The organism is Bradyrhizobium sp. SUTN9-2 (assembly GCF_003122645.1).
In the GTDB taxonomy this organism is placed as follows: Bacteria; Pseudomonadota; Alphaproteobacteria; order Rhizobiales; family Xanthobacteraceae; genus Bradyrhizobium; species Bradyrhizobium yuanmingense.
On sequence record NZ_LAXE01000001.1, the window covers coordinates 3,233,801 to 3,248,087 of the forward strand.

A 14,287-nucleotide genomic window follows, 5' to 3' on the forward strand; every position below is an offset into this window, starting at 1 on the left:
CGCCCGGCCGGCATGCCGAGGTCCGGCGGCGGCAGCGTCGAGGCGCTGCCGATGTCGCGCATGCGGGTCTCGGGAGCCCGGCCGCCGACGGCGGCCAGCACCGGCTCTTCCTGGCGTTGCACGCTGGCGCGGCCCGCCGTGGTGACGTCGAGCCCGCGGCCGTGCTGGGCCACGATGCGGTTGAGCTCGGCGAGCGCCTCGATCTGGTCGACGATCACCTTGCGCATCTGCGCCGTGCTCTCGGCGGCCTCCTGCGGCATCTCGAGTACGCCGCGGCGCAGCTCGTTGCGGGTGGCTTCGAGCTCGTTGTGCATCTCCAAAGCCATCTGCTTCATGCTGGCGACGAGGTTGGTGAACTTCTCGGTCGACTGCTTGAACATCGTATCCGCCTCGTCCGTGGTCTGGCGGTAGATGTCGTGCATGGCCTCGATGGTCTGCCGGTGCTCCTCTTCAGACGCCGCGCGCACCGCCTCGAACTGGCGGGTGATCGCGGCCGAGCCGGCGCCGGCGGTCTCGGCGACGACGCGGGCGATGTCGCGGGCGCGCTCTTCGGCCGCGGCAAGCGATTCATCGAGCAGGCCGGTGAAGCGCGACAGCCGCTGGTCGAGATCGGCCGTGCGCAGGTCGATCGTGGTGACGAGCGATTCCAGTGCCTGCTTGCGTTCGGCGAGCGAGGCAGTGGTGTTCTTGTTGCTCTGCTCGACGACCTGCGCGGCCTCGACCAGCGCCTGGCCATGCTTGTCGAACTGGGTCGACAGCTCGCCGAGATCCTGCAGCGCCTTCGTGGTCTTGCTGTTGAAGACGTTGAGCTGCTCTTCCAGGTTCTGCGTCGCCGCGCCGTTGCGCGAGGTGACGTCGTTCATCGCCGAGACGAAGTCGGCGACGCGGGTCACCAGCGCCCGCTCGAGCGAGTTGAGGTTGTCGTGCGCACCGGTCAGCACCTCCTGGAGCAGGATGTTGCCTTCGCGCAGGCGCTCGAACAGGGCGACCGTGTCGGTGCGCAGGATCTTGCTGGTCTCCTGCATCTCCGTCACGGCCGCGATCGAGACCTGGCGCGACTGGTCGATCGCGGAACGCGAGGCCTGCTCGAGGTCCTTGAGCGACTTGCCGACGGCGCTGGTGGCGACCTCGCTCGCCGCGTTGATGGTGCGGGCGACTTCCGAGCCGTTGCCCATCATGGTCTGCGAGAAGGCCTGGCCGCGCGTCTCGATCGACTTCAGCGCGTCGGAGGTGACGCGGTCGATGTCGAGCGTGAGCTGGCTGGTCTTCGAGCCGATCGCGTCGACCAGTGCGCCGCGCTTGGCGTCGATCATGTTCGACAGGCGGTCGGCCTGCTGCTGCACGTAGGTGACGATCTCGTCGGTCTTGCCGGTCATGGCCTGACCGAAGCTGGAGCTGGCGGCGAGCACCGAGCGCTCGACGTCGGCCGAGCTCGACTTGACGCGCGAGCTCGCCTCGTTGGAGGCGGAGATCAGCGCGTTCTGGGCGTTGAGCGCGCTGGTCTGGATATCGTTGGTCGCGTTGGCGGCGGCCGCGCTCAGCGTACGCTCGATCTCGGTCGAGATCGTGCGGATCTGGCTCGCGGCGTCGGCCGAGGTAGAGGTCAGCGAGATCTGGGCTTCACGCGCGCTGTTGAGGATGGTCGAGGCGGTGTCGGCGCCGACCGCGGTCAGCGTGCGCTCGATGTCCGTCGTCAGCGACTTGATCTGGCCCGCCGCATCGGTCGAGGCGGAGATCAGCGTGCCCTGGGCCTCGCGCACGCCGCTGGTGAGCGCCTCGATGGTGGCGCCGCCGGCTGTCGCCAGCGCGCGCTGCATCTCGGCCGCGAGCGAACGGACCTGGCTGGTTTGTTCTGCGGAGACAGCAAGAAGGGTGCTCTGGGCGTCGCGGGCGCTGGTGGTGATCGTCTCGGCGGTGGTCTGGCCGACCTGAGAGAGCGAGCGATGCACTTCGGCCGCGAGCGACTTGACCTGGCTCGCCGCGTCCGAGGACGCCGTCACCAGCGTGCTCTGGGCCTCGCGGGCGCCGCTCATGATGGTCTCGGCCGTCGAGGTGCCCGCCATCGTCAGCGAGCGCTGCACGTCCGAGGACAGCGCCTTGATCTGGTTTGCGGTCTCGGTCGAGGCCGCGATCAGCGTGCTCTGCGCATCGCGGGCGCCGGCGGTGATCGACTCCGCCGTGGCGGTGCCGGCCATCGACAGCGAGCGCTGCACGTCGGCGGTGAGGGTCTTGACCTGGCTCGCCGCATCCGAGGACGCGGTGACAAGGGTGGTCTGCACCTCGCGGGCGCCGGCCAGGATCGAGGCCGCGGTGGCGGAGCCCGCCGCCGACAGCGTGCGCTCGACATCGGCCGCGAGCCCCTTGATCTGGGTGGAGGCTTCGCCCGAGGCCGCAACCAGCGTCGACTGCGCTTCGCGCGCGCTGGTCAGGATCGAGTTCGCCGCACCGGTGCCGACTGCGGTCAGCGCCTGCTCGACCTCGGCGGAGGTCATCTTGAGCTGGGCGTTGACATCGGAGGAGACCGTCAGCAGCGACTGCTGGGCGGTGCGCGCGCCGGTCTGGATGGTCTCGCTGGTGTTGACGACGAGGTTGGTGAGCGAGCGCTCGGCGTCCTCGACATGCGAGCGGATCGCGGTCGAGATCATCTCGGCGCGGGACATCATGTCCTCGCTGGCCTGGCGTCCGCTGCTTTCGATGCGGCCGGCCACGGCCTCGACGCGCGAGCCGAGCAGATCCTCGAACTGAGCCACGCGCACGTCGATGTCGCTGGCGACCGAGCCGACCTTGGTCTCGATGGCCTGCTGGATCTCCTGGAAGCGTGCCGTGACCGTGTCGGTCAGATGCGTGCTGCGGCCGTCGATGATCTCGGTGACGCCGGTGATGCGGCGGTCGACCGCCTCGATCGCCTGCGCGGTGCCGTCGGTGAGCGTCGAGGTCAGCAGCGTCAGGCGCGTGTCGATCGACTGCACGGCCTGCGATGCGCCGTTGGTCACGGCGGTGGTCAGGTAGGTGAGGCGGGAGTCGATGGATTCGAGCGCCTGCGTCGCGCCACCCGTGAGCGTGGTCGTGAGGTGGGTCAGGCGGGTGTCGATCGACTGGATGGTCTGCGATGCGCCGTCGGTCAGCGAGCTCGTGAGGTGGTTGAGGCGCGCATCGATGGTTTCAATGGCCTGCGAGGCACCGTCGGTGAGCGAGCTCGTGAGGTGATTGAGCCGTGCATCGATTGTTTCGATGGCCTGCGACGCCCCGCCGGTCAGCGACGTCGTGAGGTAGGTGAGGCGGGAGTCGATAGACTGGATCGCCTGCGCGGCACCGTCGGTCAGCGAGTTCGCCAGCGTGTTGATGCGTCCGTCGATGGTCTCGGTCATCGACTTCGCGCGGCTGTCGAACGACAGCTCGAGCGCGGCGACGCGGCCGACGAGCTGCTCGTCGAAGGTCCTGATGTGGCCTTGGATGGTGCCGTCGAGGCTGGCGATCTTGCCGTTCAGCGAGGCGTCGATATTGCCGACGCGTTCGCCGATCGTGGTCTCGAACTGCGCGAGGCGCTGGTCGAGCACCGCCGTGATCTGGCCGCCGTTCGACGTGAAGCGGGTGTCGAAATCGTCGACATAGGTCTTCAGTGTCTCGGCGATGTCCTGCGTGCGTTGGCCCATGCGCTCGACGATCTCGCCGCCGAAGGTCTTCACGGTGCGGTCGAACTCGGAGATGTGGCGGGTGATCAGCGCGCCCAGCGTGCCGGAGTCGCGGGCGAACTTCTCGACCAGCTCGGTGCCCTGGTTCCTCACCAGCTCGTCGAACGCGCTCATCTGCAGCGACAGCGAATCGTGCGCGGTCTCGGTCTGGCTGACGACCTTGGCGACCAGGGCGTTGACGGTGGCGTCGAGCGCCTCGCTAGCCTTGTCACCGCTCGTCATGATCTGGCCGGCGAGGCGGTTGCCGGCGTCGTCGATCTTGGCGGAGATGTCGTTGGACCGCAGCTCGAGCTCGAGCAGCAGCGAGTCCGACGAGTTCTTCAAGGAATCGTGCACCTGCTCGGTACGCTCGGAGATGCCGTCGACGATCGCGGCGGAACGCTGCTCGAACTCGCCGGTGATGCGGTCGATGCGCTCGTTCAGCATCTCGTGGACGCGGTCGGCGAGGTCGACGAACTCGTCGTGGACATGGCCGGTCTTGAAATTGAGGCTGGTGGTCAGCCGCTCGCTGGCGTCGAGCACGGCGCGCGTGGTCTCGTTGCTGGCCTCCTCGAGACGGTCGAGCAGGTCGCCGCCGCGCTCGCCGAGCGCCAGGATCATGTTGTCGCCGGCATTGCTCAGCGCCTGGGTGATGTGGGCGCCGCGCTCTTCCAGAGCGCCGGTGATGGACTTGGCGACCTCGTCGACGCGGGAGGCGATCGCGTCCGAGATCAGCGCGATGTCGTGGCGCAGGTCGATCTGCACGCCGGAAATGGCGCTGCGAACCTGCTCGGCTTGGCCGACCAGGTTGTCGCGCTGATGCGCGATGTCCTGGAGCAAAGCGCGGATGCGCACCTCGTTGTCGGAATAGGCGCGTTCGAGCGCGGCGACCTCATTGGCGACCAGCGTCTCGAGCTCACCGGCGCGCGCGATCGCACGCTCGATGCCGTCGCCCATCGCCGCGACCTCGCGGCGGATGGCCTGGCCGACGGTGACCATGGAATCGGAGGCCGAGCCTTCCGGCTCGGAGAAGCGGATCGCGACCTGCGCCATCGCCTGCGCGATCATGCGCATTTCCTGGCCGCGCCAGACGAGGCTCGCGAGGAAGTAGAACAGCATGACCGGCGCGAAGAACATCGCGACAAGGCCAGCGATCACGAGCACGCCGCCGCTCTGGCCCATGGCGGCCTGGATCGAGGGCAGGAAGCCGACGGTCAGCGCGGCGCAGGCGGCGAGCCAGATGCCGGCGAAGATGGTGGCGAAGGTGTAGACGCTGCGGGCAGGGCGGCCCTTCTGCAGCGCCTGGAGCAGCTGGCCGATGGTCTCGCGATCGTCGTTGGCGGCGCGGCGCGCGGTGCGCGGCTCCTCGACCGGGTCGAACACGGTCGAGCGCTCGTTGGCGGCGGGGCGCGGCTCGAAGCTCGGCTCGTCGAAGACCGGAGGCGCGGCCGGCGGCACCGGGGGCGCCGTTTCGTTGCGCATTGCGGCGTTGCGGCTGGTATCGGCCGCGGTGTCGCTGATGTTCAGAGCTTCCTGGATTGCAGAAAGCGCAACTTCTGTAGGGTCTTTGACCTTTTTCGGAGTGTTCGCCATGTTCAGTCCGAGCCCTCGTTACTTGTACGCGTCCCCCCGCGAGCCCTGCGCGCGACGCAAGCCCACAGACCGGATCATGCCGCTTGCGCGGATCTCCGAGCCGTCCCCACCCGGACGGCTTGTCCGCCAATTTCTGCAACATCCTATTGGCAGAGCGTCGCGAATGAAATGCCCGCAATTAAGACATTCTTAATCATCGTTAACAGGATCGCGCCGTAACGCCTTAGCAATCAACGCAATTCTCAACCAGACTCGGCCAATTGCGGCAACTTTTCGTCAATAAACCGGCGGATCTGCGTCAAATCCCCCAAACATTTCGTTAACCATTTCCATGCTTGGGTGAGGGGAATCTGACCGCCGGACCGGCGGCCGTCGCGCGAAGCCGGGGCCTGCGCCATGACGCCTGAACTGCAAGGGATGGACTGGATGCCTTCGCCCCCGCTTGCGCCCATCGACAGCCCGCTCGACCTCGATCACCTCTCTCGAATGACGCTCGGCGACGCTGAGCTGGAGCAGGAAGTGCTGGCCATGTTCGCGGAGCAGGCGGCCCGTCTGCTCGCGGCGATGACCGCATTGCCGGCCGAGACCGGCGCTCTCGCGCACAAGCTCAAGGGCTCGGCGCGCGGGATCGGCGCCTTCGCGGTGGCCGATGCCGCTGCCAGCCTGGAGACTGCGATCCGGACCGGCCATGGCCGGCCCCACGCCTTCGCCGCGCTGAAAGAGGCGGTGGCCGAGGCCCGCGCTGCCATCGCGGCGATGCTGAAGCGTTGAGCCGATGCGGCCGGAGCTGGGCTCTAGTCGCTTGTTTTGACGCGTTTTCTTCCCGCAAAGCGGGAATCATTTGGCTTCAAAACGCTATGGCGCCGGGCTGACCGACCCGTTATAGGACAGCCGGGACCCTCCTTCATTCAAAGCACCGCGGCAGCACGAGCACACATGGCCAAGATTCACTTTGTCGACCACAAGGGCGAAACCCGCACGGTGGAAATCGAGAACGGCGCAACCGTGATGGAAGCTGCGATCCGCAACAGCATTCCCGGCATCGAGGCCGAATGCGGCGGCGCCTGCGCCTGCGCAACCTGCCATGTCTATGTCGACGAAGCCTGGCGCGAGAAGGTCGGCAGCCCGACGCCGATGGAAGAGGACATGCTCGACTTCGGCTTCGACGTGCGCCCGAATTCGCGCCTGTCTTGCCAGATCAAGGTCTCCGACGAGCTCGACGGCCTCGTCGTGGCGACGCCCGAGCGCCAGGCCTGATCCGTCTCCAAGCAGACTGTCCAAGTCGACTAAAGCGCGATGCGATTAGGATGAATCGTCATCGCGCTTTAGGTTATTGTTTGAGCATGATCTTTTCGGAAAACCGCTACACACTTTTCCGGATCATGCTCTAAATGCTCGGCGGCGCGACCTCGATGCCGCGCTTGTGCCAGGGTCTGAGCTTCTCGATCACCTCTGCGGTCAGCGGCGCCGGTCGGCGCGTCGCCTCGTCGAGCAGGACGCCGACCGACATCGCCGACGCAATGCACGTGCCGTTCGAGAACACGACCTGCTCGAATGTCACCGACGTTCGCCCGAGCTTGACCACGCCGAGGCCGAGCTCGATCGAGCCGGGCCAGTGCAGCTCGGCGCGAAAATGCATGTCGAGCCGCACCATGATCCAGGCGAGCCCCGGCGGGGTCAGCCCGTATTCGGGAAGCTTCATCAGCGTGACACGGCCGGTCTCGAAATATGTGGCATAGACCGCGTTGTTGACGTGCTGGTTCGGGTCTAGGTCGCCGAACCGGACGTTGTCGCTGAGGCGAAACGGAAAGTCCTCAAGGCGCGGGGTCGTGTCGAGGCGGGCTGGCGCGTTCACCGATTGATCTCCGTCATATCCATTCTCGTTACAGCCCAGTTATTTTGCCCCGGCAAGTGGGCGCGGCTGCGGGGCGATCCCGCTTTTATGCCTTTCCTGTTCCATCCCCGTTGGCTAGACAGGCAGGGTCACCTCTGCCCAACGGGCGCCGTCCAACCGATAACGATCGATAAAGAGACGACATGAGCGACGTGATCAAAACCGATGTGCTGATTATTGGGGCCGGGCCGTGTGGTCTGTTCGCCGCCTTCGAACTCGGCCTTCTCGACATGAAGGCGCATTTCGTCGACATCCTCGACAAGGTCGGCGGCCAGTGCGCCGAGCTCTATCCGGAAAAGCCGATTTACGACATTCCCGGCGTTCCCCAGGTTTCGGGGCAGGGGCTGACCGACGCGCTGATGGAGCAGATCAAGCCGTTTCATCCGACCTTCCATCTCGGCGAGATGGTCGAGACCGTGGAGAAGATCGGCGATCCCTTGTTTCGCTGCACCACGGATGCCGGCAAGGTGTTCGAATGCAAGGTGGTGGTGATCGCGGCCGGCGGCGGCTCGTTCCAGCCCAAGCGCCCGCCGGTACCGGGTATCGAGGCCTATGAAGGCACCTCGGTGCATTACGCCGTGCGCAAGATGGAGACGTTCCGCGACAAGAGCGTGCTGATCGTCGGCGGCGGCGATTCCGCGCTCGACTGGACGCTCAATCTGCATCCGATTGCGAAGCGCATCACGCTGCTGCATCGGCGCGACGAGTTTCGCGCCGCGCCCCATAGTGTCGAGCAGATGCGCGCGCTGGTTGCCGGCGGCAAGATGGATCTGCGGCTCGGCCAGGTCACCGCGCTCTCCGGCGCTGACGGAAAGCTCACCGGCGCGACCGTCAAGGGCAACGACAACAGCGTCACCGAAATCGCTTGCGACACCATGCTGCCGTTCTTCGGGCTGACCATGAAGCTCGGCCCGGTCGCGAATTGGGGCATCGCGCTGGAGAACAATCTGGTGCCGGTGGAGACGTCCGCGTTCGAGACCAATGTGCCGGGCATCTTCGCGATCGGCGACATCAACACCTATCCCGGCAAGATCAAGTTGATCCTGTGCGGCTTCCACGAGGGCGCGCTGATGTCGCAAAAAGCCCATCGTTATGTCTATCCGGAGAAGCGGCTCGTGTTCCAGTACACGACCTCGTCCTCCAGCCTGCAAAAGAAGCTCGGTGTCAACTGACGGAAGCGTTCGGGGCGGCGATGCCCCATGTTTCTGGTGCTGGAACCGTTCGTGAAATCGCCGTAGTCTGCGGCCATTCCGGTCATAGGCTTGGCCAGGTTTTTGGCTTAGCACAGTTTGGCTCTGCGAAGTCTTGGCTCAGCAAAGGTGATTGGCTCAGCAAGGTGATCATAATGCGGACTCTCGTTTCCAGCTTTCGGCTGCCCTCCTTCCTGGCGCTCGCATTGTCGCTCGCGATCGTGACGCCGTGCGCGGCGCAGACCGCCGAGCCCACGGCGGCGGGCCTCTGGCAGAAGGTCGAAGACGGCAGGACGGTCGGATGGTTCCTCTTCGTCGATCGCAACGGCGTCTTCGAAGGTGTGATCGCCAAGACCTTCCCGCGGCCAACCGACGACCCGAATGAGGTCTGCTCCAAGTGCACCGACGATCGCAAGAACGCTCGGGTGCTCGGCATCTCCTTCGTCCGCGACATGAAGCGCGAAGGATTGAAGTACGAGGGCGGCAACGTGCTCAATCCGCGCGACGGCCAGATCTGGAAGGCCAACATGCGGGTCAGCCCCGACGGTCAGACCCTGACGTTGCGCGGCTATCTCGGCATCGCGCTGCTCGGCAAGGACGAGACCTGGACGCGCCTGCCCGATGCCAACATCGCGCAGGTCGATCCGGCCATCGTCGCAAAATACTTGCCCGCGCAGGCTGCAGCCGCCAAGCAACCGGCGCCCGCGGCGAAGAAGGGCGGCGCGATGATGGCGCCGGCAAAGCAGTAAGGGCGCAAGCCGCGCGCTGCGCGGTCTCAATGGCCCTAGCGCAGGGTCTCCAGCCTGTGCGGCCACCTTCGCCGAAGGGCGAACGTGCCTCGGGCGCCCTCCAGTAGTTCCCCGGAATGCGCGCTGGCGCTGGATTTGCATAGCTGTCGGCAAAGCTGCTGGGGGAGCGAGTCGCCGTCTCCACGCCTGCCGCGCACCATGCGGAAGGCGGACGGCAGCGTTTGCCCCGCGGTGATCACTTCGACCGCGGAGACCACATGAAACCTGCAAGACAGTGTGCCGCCGTGCTGCTGGGGCTGGCGGTTCTGACGCATGCGGCGCTGGCGCGCGACGACGGCCGCTTCGCCAACTCGCCCCTGAAACCCTGGTTCGAGAGTCTGCGTAGCGAGTTCGGGCAATGCTGCTCGGATGCCGACGGCTACGTCATCGCCGACGTCGATTGGGAGTCCGATCGCGGTCGCTACCGCGTGCGCATCGACGACGAGTGGGTCGTGGTGCCCGACGGCGCCGTGATCACCGTGCCGAACAAGATCGGCCGCACCATGGTGTGGAAGCACTATATCGACGGCCATCCGCGCGTGCGCTGCTTCATGCCGGGCAGCATGACGTAGAGGCGCGTGGCCATTCCGGCCGGCGCGGAGCGCCGAACCGGAGCGACAACGCCAAGCTTAGCGCGCCTGGTTGTTCGAACCCGCGCTCGCGAGCTGCTTGATCCGCGGCGACAGTACGGACACCTGCACGGGCGAGGCCGGCATGCCGGCGACGATCATTGCGGGGCTAGCAGACTGCTCCTGGACGCCGGCGCCGCCGAGCACCTGCACTTGAGTTGTCGTGATCGGAAACGACGTCACTTCATAGGAGGGAAGCTCGCTGGCGAACGCGGCGGCAGAGCTCGCAATCATGGCGCCGGCAACGGCAATCATCGAGAGAACACGCATTGGAAGATCTCCGTGGAAGATGTCAATCGGAGGTTTGGTCGCCGCGATGGCGGAACAGGTTCGCCCGTGCGCGAACATTCCCGTTGTCTTCGGCGCAGATATTGATTGCGTGATGCGAAGGGACGAAACGCGGAGGACGTTTTCCGCGCCAATGTTTCCGGACGGTTTCGCGATAAGCGCCGATGCGCCCGTTCAATGCTCTTGCAGATCGAGCTGCGCAGATCTCGCCGGCCCCGCGGCCGCGGCAAAGCGCAGGCGCATCGTCGTGCCGTAGCCGGGCGCGGAAGCGACGACCAGCTCCCCGCCATGCGCCGCCATGATCTCGCGGACGATCGACAGGCCGAGACCGGCGCCTGCACCTGCGGCGTTGCCGGTCTGAAACGGCTCGGTCAGCCTGTGTTCGGCGCCGTCGGGCAGGCCCGCGCCATCATCGTGAATAGCCACGCCATCGCAGCCGATCGTGGCGACGATGCGCCGCGCGCCATGGGCGTGGATGAGCGCGTTGCCGACGAGATTGGCAAGTGCACTTCGGATCGCAGCGTCTACGCCCTGCACCACGAAGGGACCTCTTCCCTCGTGCTCGAGCGCAAGCTCGATGCCGGCGTCCAGCGCCGACGGGCTGAAATCGGCCAGCACGTCCAGCGTGATCTGGGCAAGATCGATCGGCCGCTTCTCGATCGCATGATTTTGCAATCGCGCCAGGTCCAGCATCGCGGAGACCAGCGAGGTCAGCCGGCGGACGTCGCGCACCAGCTCGGCCTTCAGGGCCGGCTCGGGCACGTCCTCGATCTTGGCGCGCAGCAGCGTCAGCGGCGTGCGAAGCTGATGGGCGGCATTGCCGAGGAAGCGGCGCTGCATCCTGATATAGGCGTCGATCTCGCCGAAAGCGCGGTTCAGCGCCTCGACCAGCGGCTTCAACTCGCGAGGGACCTCGGACAGCGATATCAAACCTTGCGGCGCCGAGGGGTCGATCGCGAGCGCGCGACGCGCCACCCGCTCGATGCTACGAGAGACGAAACGTGCGGCAAGCGCTGAACCGATGGCGACGGTCGCGGCAAAGGCCAGCGCCACCAAGGCGATCGAAAAGACCCTGCGGAGGAGAAAAGTCCTTGCAATCCGGCCAAAGCGAACCTGAGGCTCGCCGACCATCATCGCGAGCCGCAACGGGCCCCGTTGTACGGCGGAAAGACAGAAGGTGCTCTTCTGGTCGAGCGTGCTGAAAACGGACGAGCCGATGGGCCCGTGGTAGGGCAGCACGAAGGGAAGGGGAGGCCGGTGTTCGCTGCCGTACTCGCTGAGCAGGTCGCCCGCGGACACCACGTACCAGAGGTTTGGGCTGTCCAGCTTCAATTCCTCGAGCGCAGGAGTCGAGCGTATTATCAGTCTTTGCCCTTCGATCACCGTCGCGCGATCGAGAACGGCCGCTACGACCTGGCACGCCCTGAACTCGCGCTCCTCCGTCGGGTAACGCCATATGAAGAGGCCAAGCATGATCAGGAAGATCGTGGTGGCGGCGATACCGAGCGAGAACGCAAAGGTTCGGGCGATTGACTTCATCGCGGCGTTGCCAGCCGCAGGATGTAGCCGATGCCCCGCATGCTGCGGATCTCGACGTCGCCGCCGAGTTCGGCCAGTTTCTTGCGCAAGCGCGAGACCTGCGCCTCGAGCGTGTTGGACTCGATCTCGTCGTCGAAGCCGTAGATCTCCTCGATCAGGGCGGCGCGGGTGATGACGCGGTCGCGCCGCATCAGCAGCGCCCCCAGGATCAGCGCCTCGCGCCGGCGCAGCAGGATCCTGGTGTCGGCGACTACCGCCTCGTTGCTGCCGAGGTGCAACTCGACGTTGCCGAGCGACAGCACCGATGGGGCCAGCAGCCGAGGCCGGCGCAGCACCGCGCGCACGCGCGCAAGCAGCTCCTGCGGCTCGAACGGCTTGCCGAGATAATCGTCGGCCCCGCCATTGAGCCCTTCGACGACATCCTCCTTGGCGTCCTTGGACGTCAGCATGATGATTGCGGGCCGCTCCGCCGATTGGCTCAGCGCCGTGACCACCTGGAGCGCATCTCCGTCGGGTAGCATCCGGTCGACGATCGCCAGATCATACTTGAAATTGTTCAGTGCCTGGCGGGCATCGGCGATCGAGCCGACGAGGTCGACGATGCCGTGCAATTGCCCGAGCAGCCGGCTCACATAGGCGCCGATCTGTGGTTCGTCTTCGATCACGAGGGAGCGCACGCGGGTCGTCCTTGACTCTGCTGGGGCAACAAAACCCTGACCGTGACGCTCCCTGGCCGAATTCTGGCGCTTCGGCTCGTGCGCGAGGGTTCCCATAAAGGCGGCGAGCTTGGCGAATAAAAGGCAGGACCGAGTGAGCTCGCGGGTATGGCTCGTCACGTTTTTGAGGGCGTGATCGCGGCGGTGCAATGTTGGGGCAATGTTGATCCGGCGGGCGTGCCTGCCAGCGCCGGACATGGCCCTGGAAACATCTGATCGCACCTTGCAATCTTCGGGCAATTTAGCCGGACCAGATGCTGTGGCTCCTAACCACAACAGTCGACTCGGCCTGCAAGGCCGGTCCGGGGCCCCGCAATGAATGATTTCGAAGAAGCCGCCGCTCTCCGCCTCACGGCGATTGTGCGGCGGACGACCGCCTGTCTCGCCGCACTCGGTGCGATCATGGCGACTGCGCCATCAGTCTCGGCGCAGACCGCCTTCACGCTGCCAGCGCCGCCATTGGAGCTGCCGATGCTGCCCTCGCCGTCGGGCAATTGGACCGTCATGGTCGGCATCGGCGGCGAATACAAGCCCGAGTTCGTCGGATCGAACAACGGAAGGTTTGCTCCGGTCCCGATCTTCTCCATCCGCCGCGCCGGATCAGTCGACCAGTTTCGCGGACCGCACGACAGCACCAGCATCGCGCTGCTCGACATCGGCCATTTTCGCGCCGGCCCCGCGTTCAAATACGTCGCCTCAAGGAAGGCCGACAAATATGCCGAGCTGACCGGCCTTGGCAATGTCGACGCCGCCTATGAGCTCGGCGGCTTCGTGGAGTATTATCCGGTCGACTGGCTGCGCCTGCGCAGCGAGTTGCGCCAGGGCATGGGCGGCCATACCGGCACCGTCGCGGATGTATCTGCTGACGTCATCGTGCCGCTGATTCAAAGGCTGACGATCTCGGCCGGCCCGCGCTTCACCTGGAAGAGCGCCAATGCCACTGCGTCATATTTCGGCGTCACCGACACGCAGGCACTGGCATCGGGGCTTCCGAGATACGATGCCAGGGGCGGTGCGCACTCGGTCGGTTTCGGCAGCCAGATCTCCTACCGCATCAACCCGCAGTGGGAGGTCCACGCCTATGTCGAGTACCAGAAGCTGCTCGGCGATGTCGCGGACAGCCCGCTGGTGAAGCTGCGGGGATCCTCGAACCAGACCACCGTTGGTCTCGGTGCGTCCTATTCGTTCGACTTCAGGATTCGATAGGCGATGCGCAGCAGAATTATCCTGGCTCTCGCCTGTGCGATCGCGTCCGCCGTCCTCGGTGCCGCCGCGGCGTTCGAGACGCGCGCGACGAAACTCCAGGCGATCAAGACCCTCGGCATCGTCTCGGCCATCGGCGAGGAGATGAGCCTAACGCAAGCCGGCCTGACCGGGCTCGGCAACACCGCGCAAAGCCTCTCGATCAGCGCCTGGGGACTGGACGAGTTGATCGTCCAGCAGGCGACGAAGCTCTTGAGCGGACGTTTTCGCGTGCAACCGGTGAGCTACAGGCGCGCCGCGTTCGCCGCCGTCAGGGATTCGGCGGTTGCGCCCGTCAATCTCCTGCGTAGCGATCCGTTCAAGGAGCTGGTTCGCAGCGATGTAACGCCTCAGGGGCTCGATGCTTACCTCGTCATCACCCGTGCAAGATCGAAGCTCGGCAACGGCCGCAACGTCGAGGGCGTCGGGCTCGCCGAATACCGGACGCTGCTGGCGGATTACGGCCTGATCCATGCGCTGTACGAAGTCCGGATCATCGACGGCAAGGCGTTCGACGTGATCGAGAAGCGTGCGGCGGCGCCGCTCGACAACACCGGGACCGTGCGGATTGCCGGCCCGAGCGGCCCGGTCGACGAGACGCTTGGGGGTTCAGCGTCGAGCGAGCGGCTGCGCGCCGCGGTCGCGGACCTCATCACACGCAGCCTTCCGGTCACGCTGGGCGACATGCACCTGATCAACAGCCAGTGAGGTTCCGTCTTGGCGCGTTTTCTTGACGC

12 protein-coding genes are annotated in these 14,287 nt (G+C 65.8%); 7 read left to right on the forward strand and 5 right to left on the reverse strand.

Going from position 1 to position 14,287, the window contains the following annotated elements:
- Positions 1-5,264: apolipoprotein A-IV repeat region-like domain-containing protein (locus tag XF30_RS14785; RefSeq protein ID WP_109143155.1), on the reverse strand; the 5,264-nt coding region annotated here is incomplete at its 3' end.
- A gap of 396 nt (positions 5,265-5,660) precedes the next feature.
- Between XF30_RS14785 and XF30_RS14790 the strand changes: the two genes are divergently transcribed.
- Together XF30_RS14790 and XF30_RS14795 are read left to right on the forward strand one after the other, a co-directional pair.
- Entirely contained in the window at positions 5,661-6,035 is a 375-nt protein-coding gene (locus XF30_RS14790; RefSeq protein WP_109143156.1) for an Hpt domain-containing protein, read from the forward strand.
- Between the two features lie 165 nt (positions 6,036-6,200).
- Positions 6,201-6,521, forward strand: a complete 321-nt coding sequence (locus tag XF30_RS14795) for a 2Fe-2S iron-sulfur cluster-binding protein (protein ID WP_008143731.1) — start codon at positions 6,201-6,203, stop codon at positions 6,519-6,521.
- Positions 6,522-6,651: 130 nt separating this feature from the next.
- Here XF30_RS14795 and XF30_RS14800 read toward each other — a convergent pair whose 3' ends face one another.
- On the reverse strand, positions 6,652-7,119 hold the full coding sequence (locus tag XF30_RS14800) for an acyl-CoA thioesterase (protein WP_109143157.1): 468 nt from the start codon (positions 7,117-7,119) through the stop codon (positions 6,652-6,654).
- Positions 7,120-7,301: 182 nt separating this feature from the next.
- Between XF30_RS14800 and XF30_RS14805 the strand changes: the two genes are divergently transcribed.
- From XF30_RS14805 to XF30_RS14820, 3 genes are all read left to right on the forward strand, one after another.
- Complete coding sequence (locus XF30_RS14805) at positions 7,302-8,330, forward strand: NAD(P)/FAD-dependent oxidoreductase (RefSeq protein WP_109143158.1); 1,029 nt, start codon at positions 7,302-7,304, stop codon at positions 8,328-8,330.
- Positions 8,331-8,503: 173 nt separating this feature from the next.
- Positions 8,504-9,097 carry a DUF2147 domain-containing protein gene (locus XF30_RS14810; protein ID WP_036015584.1) on the forward strand — a complete coding sequence of 198 codons (594 nt, stop codon included), beginning with the start codon at positions 8,504-8,506 and terminating at the stop codon, positions 9,095-9,097.
- 257 nt (positions 9,098-9,354) lie between these two features.
- The gene (locus tag XF30_RS14820) at positions 9,355-9,708 is read left to right on the forward strand and encodes a hypothetical protein (protein ID WP_109143159.1); all 354 of its coding nucleotides are present in this window, start codon (positions 9,355-9,357) and stop codon (positions 9,706-9,708) included.
- A 57-nt stretch (positions 9,709-9,765) separates the two neighbouring features.
- On the opposite strand, the gene XF30_RS14825 is transcribed toward XF30_RS14820, so the two are convergent.
- The 3 genes from XF30_RS14825 to XF30_RS14835 form a co-directional block, all read right to left on the reverse strand.
- Positions 9,766-10,035, reverse strand: coding sequence for a hypothetical protein (locus XF30_RS14825; protein ID WP_244608955.1), 270 nt, complete (start codon positions 10,033-10,035; stop codon positions 9,766-9,768).
- A 192-nt stretch (positions 10,036-10,227) separates the two neighbouring features.
- Positions 10,228-11,592 (reverse strand): sensor histidine kinase, encoded by a 1,365-nt coding sequence (locus XF30_RS14830; RefSeq protein ID WP_109143161.1) that lies wholly within the window; start codon positions 11,590-11,592, stop codon positions 10,228-10,230.
- Positions 11,589-12,269 (reverse strand): response regulator transcription factor, encoded by a 681-nt coding sequence (locus XF30_RS14835; protein ID WP_036015597.1) that lies wholly within the window; start codon positions 12,267-12,269, stop codon positions 11,589-11,591. The genes XF30_RS14830 and XF30_RS14835 overlap by 4 nt, the downstream gene beginning before the upstream one ends.
- Before the next feature lie 354 nt (positions 12,270-12,623).
- Between XF30_RS14835 and XF30_RS14840 the strand changes: the two genes are divergently transcribed.
- Both XF30_RS14840 and XF30_RS14845 read left to right on the forward strand, forming a co-directional pair.
- Entirely contained in the window at positions 12,624-13,514 is an 891-nt protein-coding gene (locus XF30_RS14840; protein ID WP_192893144.1) for a MipA/OmpV family protein, read from the forward strand.
- 3 nt (positions 13,515-13,517) lie between these two features.
- Complete coding sequence (locus tag XF30_RS14845) at positions 13,518-14,258, forward strand: hypothetical protein (protein ID WP_109143162.1); 741 nt, start codon at positions 13,518-13,520, stop codon at positions 14,256-14,258.
- Positions 14,259-14,287: the final 29 nt, after the last annotated feature.